This is a genomic window from Pseudomonas sp. RC2C2 (genome assembly GCF_018390435.1).
Classification (GTDB): domain Bacteria; phylum Pseudomonadota; class Gammaproteobacteria; order Pseudomonadales; family Pseudomonadaceae; genus Aquipseudomonas; species Aquipseudomonas donghuensis.
In genome coordinates, this window is sequence record NZ_JAHBAX010000001.1 from 3,334,863 (window position 1) to 3,352,237 (window position 17,375).

Genomic DNA, 17,375 nt, shown 5'->3' on the forward strand with positions numbered 1-17,375 from the left:
GCGGGTTACTCGCCCTCGTCGAAGTAGTTGTTGATCAGCTCGACCAGTGCAGCCAGTGCTGCGTCGTCTTCTTCGCCTTCGGTGTGCAGGTGCACCTGAGTGCCCTTGCCAGCTGCGAGCATCATCACGGCCATGATGCTCTTGCCGTCGACCAGGCTCTGGGGTGTACGGCCCACTCGGACCTGGCAGGGAAAGCGTCCGGCTACACCTACGAATTTCGCCGCCGCCCGGGCGTGCAGCCCCAGCTTGTTGATGATGGTGATTTCACGAGCGGGCATCGAGGCGGGGATCCTGTGGGCTAGAGGTCGCGGTGGCGAACCTGGACGTTCTTCAACGATTGTTGCAGCAGCTGTCCCAGTCGCTCGGTCAGGTACACCGAGCGGTGGTGACCGCCGGTGCAGCCGATGGCAATGGTGACATAGGCGCGGTTGCTGGCGGCAAAGCGTGGCAACCATTTGAGCAGGTAGCTGGAGATGTCCTGGAACATGTCCTCGACATCCGGCTGTGCTGCCAGGTAGTCGATCACCGGTTGCTCCAGCCCTGAATGGTCGCGAAGTTCCGGCTTCCAGTAAGGGTTGGGCAGGCAGCGCACATCGAACACCAGGTCGGCGTCTACCGGCATGCCGCGCTTGAAGCCGAAGGACTCGACCAGGAAGGCCGTGCCTGGCTCCGGCTGGTTCAGCAGGCGCAACTTGATCGAATCACGCAACTGATAGAGGTTCAGGTTGGTGGTGTCGATCTTCAAGTCAGCGAGGTCGGCGATCGGCCCGAGCAAATCGCTCTCGACCTTGATGGCTTCGGCCAACGAGCGTTCGGCATTGGTCAGCGGGTGGCGGCGACGGGTTTCCGAGAAACGCTTGAGCAGGGTTTCTTCGTCGGCGTCCAGGTACAGGACATCGCACTGGATGTGCCGGCTACGGGCTTCCTCAAGCAGTTCGGGGAAGCGCGTGAGGTGGCTTGGCAGGTTGCGCGCGTCGATCGACACCGCCACCTTGGGCTGCATCAGTTCGGTATTGATCAGGGCGTTTTCGGCCAGCTGCGGCAGCAAGCCCGCCGGCAGGTTGTCGATGCAGTAGTAACCGTTGTCCTCAAGTACATCGAGGGCGGTGCTCTTGCCGGAGCCGGACCGGCCGCTAACGATGATCAAGCGCATGTTCAGTGCCCGTTCTGTACGTCCAGTACGACCTGGTACAAGGATTCGTTACTGGTGGCCGCACGCAGTTTGTCGCGTACGTCCTTGCTATCGAGCATGCTGGCGATCTGGCGCAGCAGCTCCAGGTGCGCATCGGTAGCCGCTTCCGGGACCAGCAGTACGAACAGCAGGTCGACCGGGGCGCCATCGATGGCGTCGAAATCGATAGGGGCGTCAAGGTGCAACAGTGCGCTGACCGGCGATTCGCAGCCCTTGAGGCGGCAATGCGGAATGGCAATGCCGTTGCCGAAGCCGGTAGAGCCCAGTTTTTCCCGGGCGATCAGGGCTTCGTACACGTCCTGGGTGTCCAGCTCGGGCACTTGTTTGCCGATCAGATTGGCGATCTGTTCGAGCGCACGCTTTTTACTGCCGCCCGGCACGTTCACAAGGGAACGGCCGGGGGTCAGGATGGTTTCAAGTCGGATCATGGATGAGGGGGATCAGCGGGCCGCTGCACCTTGCAGCAGGCTTTGCTGTTTTTCCTTGTGTTTTTTCAGTTGGCGGTCGAGCTTGTCAGTCAAGGCATCGATCGCTGCATACATGTCTTGGTGTTCGGCATTTGCAACCACTTCGCCGCCGGGAATGAACAGCGTTGCTTCAATCTTCTGCTGCAACTTCTCGACCTTCATGATTACCGTCACATTGGTAATCTTGTCGAAATGCCCCTCCAGCCGTTTCAACTTCTGCTCGACGTACTCACGCAGGGGCTGAGTAACTTCTACATGCTGTCCACTGATATTGACTTGCATACAGCTTCTCCTTTGTTGCCGGTGCATAAGAGGCAGGTGTTGCGCCTGCCACTGAACTGCGGTGGCACACCTCAGGAGCCGTTACATCAATCGCTTGCGCTCGCTCGACGGTGCAATGCCGAGGGACTCGCGGTACTTGGCGACGGTGCGACGTGCTACCTGGATGCCTTGTGCCTCCAGTAAACCAGCGATCTTGCTGTCACTCAATGGCTTTTTCTGATTTTCCGCTGCAACCAGTTTTTTGATGATCGCGCGGATCGCCGTGGACGAGCACTCGCCGCCTTCGGAGGTGCTGACGTGGCTGGAGAAAAAGTACTTCAGCTCGTAAATACCGCGAGGGGTGTGCATGTATTTTTGCGTGGTGACCCGGGAAATGGTCGATTCGTGCATGCCCACCGCTTCAGCGATATCGTGCAGCACCAGCGGCTTCATCGCCTCATCGCCGTGATCGAGGAAGCCACGCTGGTGCTCGACGATCTGGGTGGCGACCTTCATCAGGGTCTCGTTACGGCTTTGCAGGCTCTTGATGAACCAGCGCGCCTCTTGCAACTGGTTGCGCATGAAGGTGTTGTCGGCGCTGGTGTCGGCGCGGCGAACGAAGCCGGCGTACTGCGGGTTGACCCGCAGGCGCGGTACCGCTTCCTGGTTGAGCTCGACCAGCCAGCGCTCGTTGTCCTTGCGCACGATCACGTCCGGCACCACGTATTCGGCTTCGCTGGACTCGATCTGCGAACCTGGGCGCGGGTTGAGGCTCTGCACCAGTTCGATGACCTGGCGCAGTTCATCTTCCTTGAGCTTCATGCGGCGCATCAGCTGGCTGTAGTCGCGGCCACCGAGCAGGTCGATGTAGTCGCTGACCAGGCGCTGGGCTTCGGCCATCCACGGGGTGCCTGGCGGCAGTTGGCGCAATTGCAGCAACAGGCACTCGCTGAGGTTGCGCGCGCCGATGCCGGCCGGTTCGAACTGTTGAATACGGTGCAGCACGGCTTCGACTTCATCCAGCTCGATGTCGAGCTCGGGGTCGAAGGAGTCGCAGATTTCTTCCAGGGTTTCGTCGAGGTAGCCCTGGTTGTTGATGCAGTCGATCAGGGTCACGGCGATCAGCCGGTCGGTGTCGGACATCGGTGCCAGGTTGAGCTGCCAGAGCAGGTGGCTCTGCAGGCTTTCGCCAGCGGAGGTGCGGGTGGTGAAGTCCCACTCGTCATCGTCGTTGCTGGGCAGGCTGCTGGCGCTGGTCTGGTAGATGTCTTCCCAGGCGGTATCGACCGGTAGCTCGTTGGGGATGCGCTCGTTCCATTCGCCTTCTTCGAGGTTGTCCACCGTCGGGGCGGTCTCCTGGAAGCTGGTTTCCTGAACTTCGGCGACGGGTTTGCTCTCGGCGTTGTCAGCCATCGGGTCGCTGTTGTCGAAGTCGTCGCCGTCTTCCTGGCGTTCGAGCATCGGGTTTGATTCCAGCGCTTCCTGGATTTCCTGCTGGAGGTCCAGGGTAGAAAGCTGGAGCAGACGTATGGCCTGTTGCAACTGCGGGGTCATCGTCAGTTGCTGGCCCATTCTTAGGACGAGCGATGGTTTCATGGCAGGGGCTTAACACCTTATTTGCCGGCGCACATGCGCCATCCACTACAAGGGCACCGAAGCGCCAACTTTAAGCAAATTATATGCCTGAAATTGCAGCGTTTGCCTAGAGCGCCGTAACAATTAAGCCATGAACTGGCTTGATCGAGAGCGCTCTGGCAGCGCCTTACACCTTGAGCCTACAGGCGGAACTCATGGCCGAGGTAAACCTCTTTGACCAGATCGTTGGCCAGGATGGTCTCTGCATCGCCTTCGGCGATCAGTTGGCCATCGTTGACGATGTAAGCGGTTTCACAGATATCCAGGGTTTCACGGACGTTGTGGTCGGTGATCAGAACGCCAATGCCCTTGGCCTTCAGGTGGTGGATGATCTGCTTGATGTCGCCGACCGAGATCGGGTCGACACCGGCAAAGGGTTCGTCGAGCAAAATGAACTTCGGCGCAGTGGCCAGGGCGCGGGCGATCTCGACGCGGCGACGCTCGCCACCGGAGAGGCTCATGCCGAGGTTGTCGCGGATGTGGCTGATGTGGAATTCCTGCAGCAGGCTTTCCAGTTCCTTGCGCCGGCCATCGCGGTCGAGGTCCTTGCGGGTTTCAAGGATGGCCATGATGTTGTCGGCCACCGACAGCTTGCGAAAGATCGAGGCTTCCTGCGGCAGGTAGCCGATACCGGCGCGCGCGCGGCCGTGCATGGGCTGATGGCTGACATCGTGGTCGTCGATCAGGACGCGGCCCTGATCGGCCTGGACCAGGCCGACGATCATGTAGAAACAGGTGGTCTTGCCGGCGCCGTTGGGGCCGAGCAGGCCGACGATCTGGCCGCTGTCGATCGACAGGCTGACGTCGCGGACCACTTGCCGGCTCTTGTAGCTCTTGGCCAGGTGCTGGGCTTTGAGGGTTGCCATTTACTCGGCCTTCTTCTTCGGCTGGATCACCATGTCGATGCGTGGGCGCGACTCGGTGACTTTGCCACCGCGACCGGCGGTAGCGATCTGTTTCACCGTGTCGTAGACGATCTTCTCGCCTTCGGTGGTGTTGCCTTCGTTGATCACTTTGGCGCGGTCGATCAGGACGATGCGGTTTTGCGGCGCATTGTACTGGATGGTCTTGCCATAGCCTTGCATCTTGTCTGGCTTGGCCGCGCTCTGCTGCTGTTCGAAGTAGGCCAGGTTGCCCACCGAGGTCACCACGTCGATGTCGCCACCGGCAGTGCGGGTGATGGTCACGGTGTTGCCTTTGATCATCATCGAACCCTGGGTGATGATCACGTCACCGGTGTAGGTGGCGACGCCTTGTTTGTCATCCAGTTGAGCATGGTCAGCCTGGATACGGATCGGCTGGTCACGGTCGGTCGGCAGGGCCCAGGCGCTCGCGCTTCCCAGTGCTGCGCTCAGGCTGAGCAAAAAGGGGAGGGTTTTAACGAGCCTCATACTGTCCTCTTACGTTGGACAGCAGGTCCATCCTGCCGTCTTTCAAATACGCTTTCATTCCATTGCCCGTAGTTACGCCACCGGCGCCGTCGATTCTAACGGCTTGCTCGGTTTGCGCATATTGCTTCTGCGGGAATACCGTCATGCGGCTGGTGGTAATGATCATGGTGCGGTTTTTTTCATCGGTGCGGGCAACCCGTACCGAGTCGATCAGTTCGACTTCGCTGCCATCGGGGTTGACCTCGCCGCGCTCGCTTTGCACGTGCCACGGGTAAGTGGTGCCACGGTACATCTGCAGGTCCGGCGTGGTCAGCAAGGTCACTTCGCTGGCCTTGAGGTGCTCGACCTTGTCGGCGGTCATCTCGTACTGCATCTTGCCGTCGGGCAGGAACTGCACGCTGCGGGCGTTCACGGCGTAATAGTCAATGGCGCTCTGGTCGGGCCCGACAACAGGTTTGTTGTCGAGGAAGCTCTCGGGGCTGATGTTCCAGTAGCCGATCGCCACCAGCAAGGCGGCAATCACACTGAACAGCGCAATGTTGCGGATTTTCTTACTGAACATGTGTCGCTCTACAGGTAATGGCTGTTGGCCGCTTCAAGATTGCCCTGGGCTTGCAGGATCAGTTCGCAGAACTCGCGAGCTGCACCTTCGCCGCCGCGCGCCAGGGTCACCCCATGAGCGTGCTCGCGAACGAAGGCGGCGGCGTTGGCCACCGCCATGCCCAGCCCGACCCGTCGGATCACGGGCAGGTCAGGCAGGTCGTCGCCCAGATAGGCAACCTGTTCATAGCTTAGGTTGAGCTGGCCAAGAAGCTCGTCCAATACCACCAATTTATCTTCGCGGCCCTGGTACAGGTGAGGAATGCCGAGGTTCTTTGCCCGGCGCTCGACCACCGGGGTCTTGCGCCCGCTGATGATGGCGGTGGTCACGCCCGAGTTCATGAGCATCTTGATGCCCTGGCCGTCGAGGGTGTTGAAGGTCTTGAATTCGCTGCCGTCTTCGAGAAAGTACAGGCGCCCATCGGTGAGTACGCCGTCTACGTCGAAAACTGCCAGTTTGATGGCTTTGCCGCGCTGGAGCAGGTCCTGGGTCATTTACATCACTCCCGCACGCAACAGGTCGTGCATGTTCAGGGCGCCAACCGGGCGCTCGTCCTTGTCGATCACCACCAGGGCGCTGATCTTGTGGTCTTCCATGATCTTCAGGGCCTCGGCGGCGAGCATCTCGGCGCGGGCGGTCTTGCCGTGGGCAGTCATGACTTCCTCGATGAGGGTCTTGTGCACATCGATGTTGCGATCGAGGCTACGGCGCAGATCGCCGTCGGTGAAGATCCCGGCCAGCCGTCCGTCGGCTTCGAGTACCACGGTCATGCCCAAACCTTTGCGAGACATTTCGAGGAGCGCGTCCTTGAGCAGGGTACCGCGCTGAACCTGCGGCAACTCGTCGCCAGCGTGCATGACGTTCTCGACTTTGAGCAGCAGGCGTCGGCCGAGGGCGCCGCCAGGGTGCGAGAACGCGAAGTCTTCAGCGGTAAAGCCGCGGGCCTCGAGCAGCGCGATGGCCAGGGCATCGCCCAGTACCAGTGCTGCGGTGGTCGAGGAGGTCGGTGCCAGGTTGAGCGGGCAGGCTTCCTGGGCGACGCGGGCGTCGAGGTTGACTTCGGCGGCCTTGGCCAGCGGCGAGTCGGGGTTGCCGGTGAGGCTGATCAACTGGATGCCCAGGCGCTTGATCAGCGGCAACAGGGTGACGATCTCGGCCGTCGAGCCCGAGTTGGACAGGGCCAGGATCACGTCATCACGGGTAATCATGCCCATGTCGCCATGGCTGGCTTCGGCCGGGTGGACGAAAAACGCCGGCGTACCGGTGCTGGCCAGGGTGGCGGCGATCTTGTTGCCGATGTGCCCCGACTTGCCCATGCCGACCACCACTACCCGGCCTTTGCTGGCCAGGATCAGCTCGCATGCCTTGACGAAATCGGCGTCGATGTGGGCCAGCAGGCCCTCAACCGCCTCGAGTTCGAAACGGATGGTGCGCTGCGCGGATTGGATCAGGTCGCTGGATTGGCTCATGTCGAAAATCGGATTGCCTGATGAAAAGGCGGCGATTATAGCGGTAAAGGGCAAAAGCCTCACCTTGTGATTGTCATACAGTCGTCCACTTAGCTTAACCATACCTGAACAAGCACCGTGGCGGCCTTGGGGCGGCCCTATCAGCGGTGCTATAGTTCGCTGCTGTTCGGCCCGCTCGGTGCGGGCGTGCCTCCACGAAGGGGGCGCGCGTCTGAGTGAGAAGGCTGCATCGCAAGGAGTCTAGATGAGCGTTGATAACGCCTACGCGGTCGAATTGAAGGGCGTAACCTTCAAGCGCGGTTCGCGCAGCATCTTCAATAATGTCGACATACGCATTCCGCGCGGCAAGGTTACCGGTATCATGGGGCCTTCCGGGTGCGGCAAGACCACGCTGCTGAGGCTGATGGGCGCACAGTTGCGTCCGGCCAGCGGCGAAGTCTGGGTGGCAGGGCAGAATCTGCCGACCCTGTCGCGCAGTGACCTGTTCGATGCCCGCAAGCAAATGGGCGTGCTGTTCCAGAGCGGCGCGCTGTTCACCGATCTCGATGTGTTCGAGAACGTCGCCTTCCCGTTGCGGGTACATACCCAGCTGTCCGACGAGATGATTCGCGACATCGTCCTGATGAAGCTCCAGGCCGTTGGCCTGCGCGGCGCCATCGAGCTGATGCCCGACGAGTTGTCCGGAGGCATGAAGCGTCGCGTCGCCCTGGCCAGGGCCATCGCTCTGGACCCGCAGATCCTCATGTACGACGAGCCGTTCGTCGGCCAGGATCCGATTGCCATGGGGGTGCTGGTACGGCTGATCCGCCTGCTCAACGACGCCCTGGGCATCACCAGTATCGTGGTTTCCCATGATCTGGCCGAAACCGCCAGCATTGCCGACTACATCTACGTGGTGGGTGATGGTCAGGTCCTGGGGCAGGGCACGCCAGAGGAACTGATGGGCTCCGATAACCCGCGCATTCGTCAATTCATGAAAGGCGATCCGGATGGTCCGGTGCCCTTTCACTTTCCTGCGCCGGATTACCGCGCCGATCTTCTGGGGAAGCGTTGATGCGCAAAAAATCCATGCTCGAACGTATTCGTCGTTTTGGCCGTTCGGCCATCGACGTGCTGGCCGTACTCGGCCGCTCCTTTTTGTTCCTGCTGCATTCGCTGGTAGGGCGCAGCGGCACCGGCGGCGGCTTCCAGCTGCTGGTCCGGCAGCTGTATTCGGTTGGCGTGCTGTCGCTGGCGATCATTGTCGTTTCCGGGGTGTTCATCGGCATGGTGCTGGCCCTGCAGGGGTTCAGCATCCTGACCAAGTACGGCTCGGAACAGGCGGTGGGGCAGATGGTTGCCCTGACCTTGCTGCGTGAACTCGGGCCGGTGGTTACCGCCTTGCTGTTTGCCGGCCGTGCAGGCTCGGCGCTGACCGCCGAGATCGGCAACATGAAGTCCACCGAGCAGTTGTCCAGCCTGGAAATGATCGGTGTCGACCCGCTCAAGTACATCGTTGCCCCTCGGTTGTGGGCCGGTTTCATCTCCCTGCCGTTGCTGGCGCTGATCTTCAGCGTGGTCGGCATCTGGGGTGGCTCCTGGGTTGCCGTGGACTGGCTGGGCGTCTACGAAGGCTCGTTCTGGGCCAACATGCAGAACAGTGTTTCCTTTACCGACGATGTGCTCAACGGGGTGATCAAGAGCCTGGTTTTTGCCTTCGTCGTGACCTGGATTGCCGTATTCCAGGGCTATGACTGCGAGCCCACTTCAGAGGGGATCAGTCGTGCCACTACCAAGACCGTGGTCTATGCCTCATTGGCAGTCCTGGGTCTGGACTTTATTCTGACCGCCTTGATGTTTGGAGATTTCTGATGCAAAACCGCACCCTGGAAATCGGTGTCGGCCTGTTTCTTCTGGCCGGGATCCTGGCGCTGATCCTGCTGGCCCTGCGTGTCAGCGGCCTGTCGGCGAGCCCGAGCAGCGATACCTATAAACTTTATGCCAATTTCGACAATATCGCCGGTTTGACTGTCAGAGCTAAAGTGACCATGGCCGGTGTGACCATCGGCAAGGTCACCGCCATCGATCTGGATCGTGACACCTTTACCGGTCGGGTGACGCTGCAGCTGGAAAAACGGGTAGACAATCTGCCGGTCGACTCCACTGCATCTATCCTCACCGCAGGGCTGCTCGGCGAGAAGTACATCGGTATCAGCGTGGGCGGAGAAGATGCGGTGCTCAAGGATGGTGCAACCATTCACGACACCCAGTCGGCGCTGGTACTGGAAGATCTGATTGGCAAGTTCCTGCTCAATACCGTTGGCAAAGAAGCTAAATAAGGAGTTTCCATGATTTCTATCCTGCGACGCGGCTTGCTGGTGTTGCTGGCAGCGCTGCCACTGATGGCCGGCGCGGCTGCTCAGTCCCCCAAAGAGGTGATCGAGAAGACCACCAGCCAGTTGCTGTCTGACCTCAAGACCAACAAAGAACAGTACAAGGCCAACCCGAGTGCGTTCTACGATGCGCTCAATGCCAACCTGGGCCCGGTCGTCGATGCCGACGGCATCTCGAAAAGCATCATGACCGTCAAGTATTCGCGCCAGGCCAGCCCGGCGCAGATGCAGCGCTTCCAGGAGAACTTCAAGCGCAGCCTGATGCAGTTCTACGGCAACGCCCTGCTCGAATACAACAACCAGGGCATCACTGTCGGCAATGCCAAGCAGGACGGTGATGAGCGCGCCAGCGTCGACATGACGGTCAAGGGCAACAACGGTGCCGTTTACCCGGTGCAGTACACCCTGACCAAGCTCAATGGCGAGTGGAAAGTGCGTAACGTCATCGTCAACGGCATCAACATCGGCAAGCTGTTCCGTGACCAGTTCGCCGACGCCATGCAGCGCAACGGCAACAACCTGGACAAGACCATCGACGGCTGGGCCGGCGAAGTGGCCAAGGCCAAGGAGTCCACCGAGCAAGCGGCCGAGAAGCAAGCGCAATGACCGACAACGCCGTGACCATGAGCGAGCCGGGTGTATTGAACCTGGCCGGGGTCCTGGATTACCGCAGCGGGCCTGCCTTGCGCAAGGAAGGCAAGGCCCTGATCGCGGCGTGCAAGGCCCAGGCTTTGGTGCTGGATTGCTCGAAGGTCGAGAAATCCAGCAGCGTCGGCCTGTCCCTGCTGCTGGCGTTCATGCGCGATGGCAAGGCGGCGGGCAAGGCCGTGCAGGTCCGCTCCATGCCCCAGGACATGCGTGAAATCGCCGAAGTTTATGACCTCGATGAGGTGCTGGCCGGTCAATGACCGCCAGCCAGCGACTGGCCCCTCTGTCAGAGTCTCCGATTACGGGGTTCGCAGGCGAGGGGCTTTTTTGTATGATGGCCGACCCGCGCGCACAGGGCGCCGATTGAGGTTGAGCATGCAGGCCGTAGAAGTTAAGAACTTCCTTGAAGAAAAGTTGCCGGGAACCCGGGTCGAAGTTGAAGGCGAAGGCTGCAACTTCCAGTTGAACGTGATCAGCGATGAATTGGCGGCCCTGAGCCCGGTCAAGCGTCAGCAGCAGATCTATGCTCACCTTAACCCGTGGATCACCGATGGCAGCATCCATGCGGTAACCATGAAATTTTTCAGCAGCGCAGCCTGGGCTGAGCGCACCTGAGCCAACTTGGCGGCGAGACTCTAATGGACAAACTGATTATTACTGGCGGCGTTCGCCTCGATGGCGAAATCCGCATTTCCGGGGCAAAGAACGCTGCCCTGCCGATTCTGGCGGCGACCTTGCTCTGCGATGGCCCGGTCACCGTGGGCAACCTGCCACACCTGCACGACATCACCACGATGATCGAGCTGTTCGGCCGCATGGGCATTGAGCCGGTGATCGACGAGAAGCTCTCGGTCGAAATCGACCCACGCACCATCAAGACCCTGGTCGCGCCGTACGAGCTGGTGAAAACCATGCGCGCCTCGATCCTGGTGCTGGGCCCGATGGTCGCCCGTTTCGGCGAGGCCGAAGTGGCCCTGCCTGGCGGTTGCGCCATTGGTTCGCGTCCGGTCGACCTGCACATCCGTGGCCTGGAAGCCATGGGCGCGAAGATCGAGGTCGAAGGCGGCTACATCAAGGCCAAGGCCCCTGAAGGCGGCCTGCGTGGCGCGCACTTCTTCTTTGATACCGTCAGCGTGACCGGTACCGAGAACATCATGATGGCCGCAGCCCTGGCCAAAGGCCGCAGCGTGCTGCAAAACGCCGCGCGCGAGCCGGAAGTGGTCGACCTCGCCAACTTCCTCAACGCTATGGGCGCCAAGGTTCAGGGCGCCGGTACCGACACCATCACCATCGACGGCGTCGAGCGTCTGGGTTCGGCGACCTACCGCGTCATGCCTGACCGTATCGAAACCGGTACCTACCTGGTGGCTGCTGCCGTTACTGGCGGCCGCGTCAAGGTCAAGGACACCGATCCGACCATCCTCGAAGCCGTCCTTGAAAAACTCAAGGAAGCTGGTGCCGAAGTCACCACCGGTGAAGACTGGATCGAGCTGGACATGCACGGCAAGCGGCCCAAAGCCGTCAACCTGCGTACCGCTCCGTACCCAGCGTTCCCGACCGACATGCAGGCGCAGTTCATCTCCCTCAACGCCATTGCCGAAGGCACCGGCGCGGTGATCGAGACGATCTTCGAAAACCGCTTCATGCACGTCTACGAAATGCACCGCATGGGCGCCCTGATCCAGGTCGAAGGCAACACTGCCATCGTGACCGGGACCAAGACCCTCAAAGGCGCTCCAGTAATGGCCACCGACCTGCGGGCTTCGGCCAGCCTGGTGCTGTCGGCGCTGGTTGCCGAAGGCGATACGCTGATCGACCGCATCTACCACATCGACCGTGGTTACGAGTGCATCGAGGAAAAACTGCAGATGCTCGGCGCCAAGATCCGTCGCGTACCGGGCTAGTCTGTGAGTGGCGCAGGGACGCGCCAGCCAATTGCTGCACCGAATTAATGCGGTCGGGCCTGTTGAGTGCCCGGCCGGCTGTAGCCGCATAAGGACCGACGTTTCCCATGTTGACCATCGCGCTATCCAAAGGTCGGATTCTCGACGACACCCTGCCGCTGCTGGCGGAAGCCGGTATCGTTCCGACCGAGAACCCGGACAAGAGCCGCAAGCTGATCATTCCTACGACTCAGGAAGACGTTCGTCTGCTGATCGTGCGCGCCACCGACGTGCCGACCTATGTCGAGCATGGTGCCGCCGATCTGGGCGTGGCCGGCAAGGACGTGCTGATGGAGTACGGTGGCCAGGGCCTGTACGAGCCGCTGGACCTGCAGATTGCCCAGTGCAAGCTGATGACCGCCGGCAAGATCGGCGCTGCCGAGCCTAAAGGCCGTTTGCGCATCGCCACCAAGTTCGTCAACGTTGCCAAGCGCTACTACGCCGAACAAGGCCGTCAGGTCGATATCATCAAGCTGTATGGCTCGATGGAGCTGGCGCCGCTGATCGGCCTGGCCGACAAGATCATCGACGTCGTCGACACCGGCAATACCCTGCGTGCCAACGGCCTGGAACCCCAGGAACTGATTGCCACCATCAGCTCCCGGCTGGTGGTCAACAAGGCTTCGATGAAGATGCAGCACGCCCGCATCCAGAGCCTGATCGACACCCTGCGCGAAGCGGTCGAATCGCGACACCGCGGCTAAGACTTTCTACCTCCTGCGCGCGGCCTTCGCTGTCGCGCCCGTCTATCCGCGTCATAGCCAATTTTCTCGGGTGCCCGCGCGGATGGACTGGTAGCTTAGGGCGCCTGAGCATTCGCCATTTATTGAGGCCCTCGCTATGACCACGTCCACTGCAATCGCCCGACTCAATGCCGCTGACCCGGATTTCGCCCGACATCTGGATCATCTGCTGAGCTGGGAAAGTGTCTCTGACGACGCGGTCAACCAGCGCGTGCTCGACATCATCAAGGCCGTGCGCGAGCGCGGCGATGCGGCGCTGGTGGAGTTCACCCAGCGTTTCGATGGCGTGCAAGCCACTTCGATCAACGACCTGATCCTCGGTCGCGAGCGCCTGGAGCTGGCCCTGACCCGCATCACCCCGGCCCAGCGTGAAGCGCTGGAAAAAGCCGCAGAGCGGGTGCGCAGCTACCACGAACGGCAGAAGCAGGATTCCTGGAGCTACACCGAAGCCGACGGCACCGTGCTCGGCCAGAAGGTCACGCCACTGGACCGCGCCGGCCTGTATGTGCCAGGCGGCAAGGCGTCGTACCCCTCGTCGGTACTGATGAACGCGATTCCGGCCAAGGTCGCCGGTGTCGGTGAAGTGGTCATGGTGGTGCCGACCCCGCGTGGCGAGGTCAACGAGCTGGTCCTGGCCGCCGCCTGCATTGCCGGTGTCGACCGGGTCTTCACCATCGGTGGCGCCCAGGCGGTTGCCGCCCTGGCCTATGGCACCGAAAGCGTGCCACAGGTCGACAAGGTGGTTGGCCCGGGCAACATCTACGTGGCCACCGCCAAGCGTCATGTGTTCGGTCAGGTAGGTATCGACATGATCGCCGGCCCGTCGGAGATTCTCGTGATATGCGACGGCCAGACCGACCCGGACTGGATCGCCATGGACCTGTTCTCCCAGGCCGAGCACGACGAAGATGCCCAGGCGATTCTGGTCAGCCCTGACGCCGCGTTCCTCGACAAGGTTGCCGCCAGCATCGACAAGCTGCTGCCGACCATGGAACGCGCCGAGATCATCAAGACCTCGATCAACGGCCGTGGTGCGCTGATCCAGGTGCGCGACATGCAGCAGGCGATGGACGTTGCCAACCGTATTGCGCCGGAGCACTTGGAGTTGTCGGTGGCCGATCCGCAAGCTTGGCTGCCGCAGATTCGCCATGCCGGTGCGATCTTCATGGGCCGCCACACCAGCGAAGCCCTGGGCGATTACTGCGCAGGCCCCAACCACGTACTGCCAACCTCCGGCACCGCGCGCTTCTCGTCGCCGCTGGGGGTGTACGACTTCCAGAAGCGTTCGTCGATCATCTTCTGCTCCGAGCAGGGCGCTTCCGAGCTGGGCCACACCGCCTCGGTACTGGCCCGTGGCGAATCGCTGACCGCCCACGCCCGCAGCGCCGAATACCGCATCCTTGCCGATAACAAAAAGGGGAACTGAACATGAGTAAATTCTGGAGCCCCTTCGTCAAGGACCTGGTGCCTTACGTGCCGGGCGAGCAGCCAAAGCTGGCCAAGCTGGTCAAGCTCAACACCAATGAAAACCCCTACGGCCCATCGCCCAAGGCGCTGGAAGCCATGCGTGGCGAGTTGAACGACAACCTGCGCCTGTACCCGGACCCTAACAGCGACCTGCTCAAGCAGGCGGTGGCCGAATACTACGGCGTGCAGGGCAACCAGGTATTTCTCGGCAACGGTTCGGACGAAGTGCTGGCGCACATCTTCCATGGCCTGTTCCAGCACGATGCGCCGCTGTTGTTCCCAGACATTAGCTACAGCTTCTACCCGGTCTACTGCGGCCTGTACGGCATCCCGTTCGAGGCGGTGGCGCTGGATGAGCAGTTCCAGATCCGTGTCGACGATTACCGCAAGGCCAATGGCGGGATCATCTTCCCCAACCCCAACGCACCGACCGGTTGCCTGCTGGCCCTGGAGGCCATCGAGCAACTGCTCAAGGCCAACCCGGATTCGGTGGTGGTGGTCGATGAAGCCTACATCGACTTTGGCGGCCAGACCGCCATCAGCCTGGTGGATCGCTACGACAACCTGCTGGTCACCCAGACCCTGTCCAAGTCGCGCTCGCTGGCAGGTCTGCGGGTCGGTCTGGCGGTGGGCCACCCGGACCTGATCGAGGCCCTGGAGCGGATCAAGAACAGTTTCAACTCCTACCCGCTCGATCGCATGGCGATTGTCGGTGCGGCGGCAGCGTTCGCCGACCGCGCGTACTTCGACGAAACCTGCCGCAAAGTGATCGACAGCCGCGAGTCGCTGGTCAAGGAATTGAGCGCCCGTGGTTTTGAAGTCCTGCCGTCGGCGGCCAACTTCATCTTTGCCCGCCACCCGCAGCAGGATGCCGCCGAGCTTGCGGCCCGCCTGCGCGAGCAAGGGGTGATCGTGCGGCACTTCAAGCAGGCGCGGATTGCCCAGTTCCTGCGCATCACCATCGGTACCCCGGAGCAGAACCAGGCGTTGCTTGATGCGCTGAACTGAAACTGCTCAGTCCTTATCGCGGGGCAAGCCCGCTCCCACTGTGGGAGCGGGCTTGCCCCGCGATGCTTGTTACCGGTAATCTTTCCCTTCTGAATTCATCCGATGATTGGATGTCATGACGTTATTGATCAAACGCTCCCTGGTCGAACAAGCCGTCGAGCAACTGCGCCAGCGCGTGGCCAGCGGTGCCTGGGCCGTGGGCCAGCGCCTGCCCACCGAACCGGAACTGGCCAGCGAACTGGGCATCAGTCGCAACACCGTGCGTGAAGCCATGCGCGTGCTGGCGTTCAGCGGCCTGGTCGAAGTCCGCCAGGGGGATGGCAGCTACCTGCGCAGCGCCGTCGACCCGCTGCAGGCGCTACAGGCCTTGTCGCGCTGCGATCTGGAGCAGGCGCGCGAGACTCGCCATATTCTTGAAGCCGAAGCCATTGGCCTGGCCGCGCTGCGCCGTACCGACGCGGACCTGCACGCTCTTCGCGAAGCGCTCGAACACAGCGGCGCGCATTTTCATGCCGACCTGGAGCAGTACATCCGTTGCGATCTGGTGTTCCACCAGCGCCTGGTCGATGCCGCGCACAACCCGGCCCTGAGCGAGCTGTATCGGTACTTTTCCGGTGTGGTGGCCGCCACCTTGCACCACAACCTGTCCCACGCGCCCCGCTGTCAGCTGGTCTTCGACCTGCACGGGCAGATTCTCGATGCCATCGAACAACGCGATCCGGACCGGGCCAAGGCCCTGAGCCGGACCCTGATCAACGAATCCTGACCTTGCGAGACTGCCATGGGCCATGACACAACCCGAACTGCGGCGCCAGCCAATGGGCCGGAGCTGGAAGAACTGCTGATCGACGCCGAGGCCGACGACGAACAGGTGCAACAGCAGCCGGTGCTGCTCAAGCGGCCCTGGCTGTTGCTGCTCGGCCTGGTGCTGGTGGCGCTGAACCTGCGGCCAGCGTTGTCGAGCATGGCGCCGCTGCTTAGCCAGGTTTGCGACAGCCTCGGCCTGACAGCGTCGCAGGCCGGTTTGCTGACGACCTTGCCAGTGCTTTGCCTGGGCCTGTTCGCGCCGCTGGCACCGTTGCTGGCGCGGCGCTTTGGCAGCGAGCGGGTGATCCTCGGTATTCTTTTGGTGTTGGCAGCGGGTATTGCCGTGCGTAGCGCCTTCGGCAGTACTGGCGTGTTCGTCGGCAGCATCATGGCCGGGGCCAGCATCGGCGTGATCGGCGTACTGTTGCCTGGCATCGTCAAACGTGATTTCCCCAAGCACGCTGGGACCCTGACCGGTGTCTACACCATGGCTTTGTGCCTGGGCGCGGCCATGGCGGCCGGCGCCACCGTCCCCCTGAGCGAGCGCCTGGGTGACAGTTGGTCGCTAGGTCTGGGTTTCTGGTTGATCCCGGCATTGCTGGCCGCGCTGATCTGGTTGCCCCAGGCGCGCGAGGGACACGGTGCGCATCACGTCGCCTATCGGGTGCGTGGCCTGCTGCGCGACCCGCTGGCCTGGCAGGTGACCTTGTACATGGGCCTGCAGTCGTCGCTGGCCTATATCGTCTTTGGCTGGCTGCCGTCGATTCTCATCGGTCGCGGCCTGAGCCCGACCCAGGCGGGGTTGGTGCTTTCCGGCTCAGTCATCGTGCAGTTGATCAGCTCGCTCAGCGCCCCCTGGCTGGCGACCCGCGGCAAGGACCAGCGCCTGGCCATCGTGATCGTCATGCTCATGGCCCTGGCCGGTTTGTTCGGCTGCCTGTATGCGCCCCTGGATGGCCTGTGGGGCTGGGCAATCGTGCTTGGCTTGGGGCAGGGCGGCACTTTCGCCCTGGCCCTGACCCTGATCGTGCTGCGCTCCAAAGACGCCCATGTGGCGGCCAACCTGTCGAGCATGGCTCAAGGCATCGGCTATACCCTGGCTTCGATGGGGCCATTCGCGGTCGGCCTGGTGCATGATTTGACCGGCGGCTGGAGTGCGGTAGGCTGGATCTTTGCGGTGCTGGGGGCTGGCGCCATTGGTTTTGGCCTCAAGGCCGGGCGCAACTTGCATGTGCAGGTGGTCAGCGAGCGGGTTTGAGATTGCGTTGAGGCTATTGCCGGCAAGGCCGGCTCCCACAGGGGAACTGCTGCACACTCCTGTGGGCGCCAGCCTTGCTGGCGATGGCTGCGAAGCGGCCCGGGTTTAAGCAG

General features: G+C 61.7%; 22 protein-coding genes. 12 read left to right on the forward strand and 10 right to left on the reverse strand.

The genetic code is table 11. From position 1 onward, the window contains the following. Positions 1–5 precede the first annotated feature (5 nt). The 10 genes from KHO53_RS15385 to KHO53_RS15430 all read right to left on the reverse strand — a co-directional run bounded on the left by KHO53_RS15385 (position 6) and on the right by KHO53_RS15430 (position 7,016). Entirely contained in the window at positions 6–278 is a 273-nt protein-coding gene (locus tag KHO53_RS15385; protein ID WP_010223388.1) for an HPr family phosphocarrier protein, read from the reverse strand. A 20-nt stretch (positions 279–298) separates the two neighbouring features. Further along, positions 299–1,153 (reverse strand): RNase adapter RapZ, encoded by an 855-nt coding sequence (gene rapZ, locus KHO53_RS15390; protein ID WP_010223387.1) that lies wholly within the window; start codon positions 1,151–1,153, stop codon positions 299–301. 2 nt (positions 1,154–1,155) lie between these two features. Next, complete coding sequence (gene ptsN / locus KHO53_RS15395) at positions 1,156–1,620, reverse strand: PTS IIA-like nitrogen regulatory protein PtsN (protein ID WP_010223386.1); 465 nt, start codon at positions 1,618–1,620, stop codon at positions 1,156–1,158. Between the two features lie 12 nt (positions 1,621–1,632). Beyond that, positions 1,633–1,941, reverse strand: a complete 309-nt coding sequence (gene hpf, locus KHO53_RS15400; protein WP_010223385.1) for a ribosome hibernation-promoting factor, HPF/YfiA family — start codon at positions 1,939–1,941, stop codon at positions 1,633–1,635. Between the two features lie 81 nt (positions 1,942–2,022). Next, positions 2,023–3,516 (reverse strand): RNA polymerase factor sigma-54, encoded by a 1,494-nt coding sequence (locus tag KHO53_RS15405; RefSeq protein WP_010223384.1) that lies wholly within the window; start codon positions 3,514–3,516, stop codon positions 2,023–2,025. Between the two features lie 179 nt (positions 3,517–3,695). Then, positions 3,696–4,421 carry an LPS export ABC transporter ATP-binding protein gene (gene lptB / locus KHO53_RS15410; RefSeq protein ID WP_010223383.1) on the reverse strand — a complete coding sequence of 242 codons (726 nt, stop codon included), beginning with the start codon at positions 4,419–4,421 and terminating at the stop codon, positions 3,696–3,698. Then, complete coding sequence (lptA, locus tag KHO53_RS15415) at positions 4,422–4,946, reverse strand: lipopolysaccharide transport periplasmic protein LptA (protein ID WP_010223382.1); 525 nt, start codon at positions 4,944–4,946, stop codon at positions 4,422–4,424. After that, positions 4,933–5,508 carry an LPS export ABC transporter periplasmic protein LptC gene (gene lptC / locus KHO53_RS15420; RefSeq protein WP_010223381.1) on the reverse strand — a complete coding sequence of 192 codons (576 nt, stop codon included), beginning with the start codon at positions 5,506–5,508 and terminating at the stop codon, positions 4,933–4,935. The genes lptA and lptC overlap by 14 nt, the downstream gene beginning before the upstream one ends. A gap of 8 nt (positions 5,509–5,516) precedes the next feature. After that, positions 5,517–6,041 carry a KdsC family phosphatase gene (locus KHO53_RS15425; RefSeq protein WP_010223380.1) on the reverse strand — a complete coding sequence of 175 codons (525 nt, stop codon included), beginning with the start codon at positions 6,039–6,041 and terminating at the stop codon, positions 5,517–5,519. Continuing rightward, entirely contained in the window at positions 6,042–7,016 is a 975-nt protein-coding gene (locus KHO53_RS15430) for a KpsF/GutQ family sugar-phosphate isomerase (protein ID WP_010223379.1), read from the reverse strand. 244 nt (positions 7,017–7,260) lie between these two features. Between KHO53_RS15430 and KHO53_RS15435 the strand changes: the two genes are divergently transcribed. The 12 genes from KHO53_RS15435 (at position 7,261) to KHO53_RS15490 (ending at position 17,262) form a co-directional block, all read left to right on the forward strand. Then, positions 7,261–8,070, forward strand: a complete 810-nt coding sequence (locus KHO53_RS15435) for an ATP-binding cassette domain-containing protein (protein WP_010223378.1) — start codon at positions 7,261–7,263, stop codon at positions 8,068–8,070. Then, positions 8,070–8,867, forward strand: coding sequence for a lipid asymmetry maintenance ABC transporter permease subunit MlaE (mlaE, locus tag KHO53_RS15440; protein WP_010223377.1), 798 nt, complete (start codon positions 8,070–8,072; stop codon positions 8,865–8,867). Before KHO53_RS15435 ends, mlaE begins: the two co-directional genes overlap by 1 nt. After that, positions 8,867–9,334, forward strand: a complete 468-nt coding sequence (mlaD, locus tag KHO53_RS15445) for an outer membrane lipid asymmetry maintenance protein MlaD (protein ID WP_010223376.1) — start codon at positions 8,867–8,869, stop codon at positions 9,332–9,334. Before mlaE ends, mlaD begins: the two co-directional genes overlap by 1 nt. A 9-nt stretch (positions 9,335–9,343) precedes the next feature. Next, the gene (locus tag KHO53_RS15450) at positions 9,344–9,994 is read left to right on the forward strand and encodes an MlaC/ttg2D family ABC transporter substrate-binding protein (RefSeq protein ID WP_036993958.1); all 651 of its coding nucleotides are present in this window, start codon (positions 9,344–9,346) and stop codon (positions 9,992–9,994) included. Then, the gene (locus tag KHO53_RS15455; RefSeq protein WP_010223374.1) at positions 9,991–10,296 is read left to right on the forward strand and encodes an STAS domain-containing protein; all 306 of its coding nucleotides are present in this window, start codon (positions 9,991–9,993) and stop codon (positions 10,294–10,296) included. Before KHO53_RS15450 ends, KHO53_RS15455 begins: the two co-directional genes overlap by 4 nt. Before the next feature lie 115 nt (positions 10,297–10,411). Further along, a complete protein-coding gene (locus tag KHO53_RS15460) occupies positions 10,412–10,651 on the forward strand; it encodes a BolA family protein (RefSeq protein ID WP_010223373.1) in 240 nt (79 codons plus the stop codon). A gap of 23 nt (positions 10,652–10,674) precedes the next feature. Beyond that, complete coding sequence (gene murA, locus KHO53_RS15465; protein WP_010223372.1) at positions 10,675–11,940, forward strand: UDP-N-acetylglucosamine 1-carboxyvinyltransferase; 1,266 nt, start codon at positions 10,675–10,677, stop codon at positions 11,938–11,940. 107 nt (positions 11,941–12,047) lie between these two features. After that, positions 12,048–12,683, forward strand: coding sequence for an ATP phosphoribosyltransferase (hisG, locus tag KHO53_RS15470; RefSeq protein WP_010223371.1), 636 nt, complete (start codon positions 12,048–12,050; stop codon positions 12,681–12,683). A gap of 136 nt (positions 12,684–12,819) precedes the next feature. Beyond that, positions 12,820–14,148, forward strand: a complete 1,329-nt coding sequence (hisD, locus tag KHO53_RS15475; protein WP_213570476.1) for a histidinol dehydrogenase — start codon at positions 12,820–12,822, stop codon at positions 14,146–14,148. Positions 14,149–14,150: 2 nt separating this feature from the next. Continuing rightward, positions 14,151–15,197: a histidinol-phosphate transaminase gene (hisC, locus tag KHO53_RS15480; RefSeq protein ID WP_010223369.1), complete on the forward strand. Its 1,047-nt coding sequence runs from the start codon at positions 14,151–14,153 to the stop codon at positions 15,195–15,197. Positions 15,198–15,312: 115 nt separating this feature from the next. Then, positions 15,313–15,963, forward strand: a complete 651-nt coding sequence (locus KHO53_RS15485; protein ID WP_010220561.1) for a FadR/GntR family transcriptional regulator — start codon at positions 15,313–15,315, stop codon at positions 15,961–15,963. 15 nt (positions 15,964–15,978) lie between these two features. Further along, a complete protein-coding gene (locus tag KHO53_RS15490) occupies positions 15,979–17,262 on the forward strand; it encodes a CynX/NimT family MFS transporter (protein WP_010220562.1) in 1,284 nt (427 codons plus the stop codon). The last annotated feature ends 113 nt before the right edge of the window (positions 17,263–17,375 follow it).

Excerpts from the sequence above, each read along its gene's own strand:
- KHO53_RS15385 (WP_010223388.1), bottom strand. The coding sequence starts at position 278 with ATGCCCGCTCGTGAAATCACCATCATCAACAAGCTGGGGCTGCACGCC.
- rapZ (WP_010223387.1), bottom strand. The coding sequence starts at position 1,153 with ATGCGCTTGATCATCGTTAGCGGCCGGTCCGGCTCCGGCAAGAGCACC.
- ptsN (WP_010223386.1), bottom strand. The coding sequence starts at position 1,620 with ATGATCCGACTTGAAACCATCCTGACCCCCGGCCGTTCCCTTGTGAAC.
- hpf (WP_010223385.1), bottom strand. The coding sequence starts at position 1,941 with ATGCAAGTCAATATCAGTGGACAGCATGTAGAAGTTACTCAGCCCCTG.
- KHO53_RS15405 (WP_010223384.1), bottom strand. The coding sequence starts at position 3,516 with ATGAAACCATCGCTCGTCCTAAGAATGGGCCAGCAACTGACGATGACC.
- lptB (WP_010223383.1), bottom strand. The coding sequence starts at position 4,421 with ATGGCAACCCTCAAAGCCCAGCACCTGGCCAAGAGCTACAAGAGCCGG.
- lptA (WP_010223382.1), bottom strand. The coding sequence starts at position 4,946 with ATGAGGCTCGTTAAAACCCTCCCCTTTTTGCTCAGCCTGAGCGCAGCA.
- lptC (WP_010223381.1), bottom strand. The coding sequence starts at position 5,508 with ATGTTCAGTAAGAAAATCCGCAACATTGCGCTGTTCAGTGTGATTGCC.
- KHO53_RS15425 (WP_010223380.1), bottom strand. The coding sequence starts at position 6,041 with ATGACCCAGGACCTGCTCCAGCGCGGCAAAGCCATCAAACTGGCAGTT.
- KHO53_RS15430 (WP_010223379.1), bottom strand. The coding sequence starts at position 7,016 with ATGAGCCAATCCAGCGACCTGATCCAATCCGCGCAGCGCACCATCCGT.
- KHO53_RS15435 (WP_010223378.1), top strand. The coding sequence starts at position 7,261 with ATGAGCGTTGATAACGCCTACGCGGTCGAATTGAAGGGCGTAACCTTC.
- mlaE (WP_010223377.1), top strand. The coding sequence starts at position 8,070 with ATGCGCAAAAAATCCATGCTCGAACGTATTCGTCGTTTTGGCCGTTCG.
- mlaD (WP_010223376.1), top strand. The coding sequence starts at position 8,867 with ATGCAAAACCGCACCCTGGAAATCGGTGTCGGCCTGTTTCTTCTGGCC.
- KHO53_RS15450 (WP_036993958.1), top strand. The coding sequence starts at position 9,344 with ATGATTTCTATCCTGCGACGCGGCTTGCTGGTGTTGCTGGCAGCGCTG.
- KHO53_RS15455 (WP_010223374.1), top strand. The coding sequence starts at position 9,991 with ATGACCGACAACGCCGTGACCATGAGCGAGCCGGGTGTATTGAACCTG.
- KHO53_RS15460 (WP_010223373.1), top strand. The coding sequence starts at position 10,412 with ATGCAGGCCGTAGAAGTTAAGAACTTCCTTGAAGAAAAGTTGCCGGGA.
- murA (WP_010223372.1), top strand. The coding sequence starts at position 10,675 with ATGGACAAACTGATTATTACTGGCGGCGTTCGCCTCGATGGCGAAATC.
- hisG (WP_010223371.1), top strand. The coding sequence starts at position 12,048 with ATGTTGACCATCGCGCTATCCAAAGGTCGGATTCTCGACGACACCCTG.
- hisD (WP_213570476.1), top strand. The coding sequence starts at position 12,820 with ATGACCACGTCCACTGCAATCGCCCGACTCAATGCCGCTGACCCGGAT.
- hisC (WP_010223369.1), top strand. The coding sequence starts at position 14,151 with ATGAGTAAATTCTGGAGCCCCTTCGTCAAGGACCTGGTGCCTTACGTG.
- KHO53_RS15485 (WP_010220561.1), top strand. The coding sequence starts at position 15,313 with ATGACGTTATTGATCAAACGCTCCCTGGTCGAACAAGCCGTCGAGCAA.
- KHO53_RS15490 (WP_010220562.1), top strand. The coding sequence starts at position 15,979 with ATGGGCCATGACACAACCCGAACTGCGGCGCCAGCCAATGGGCCGGAG.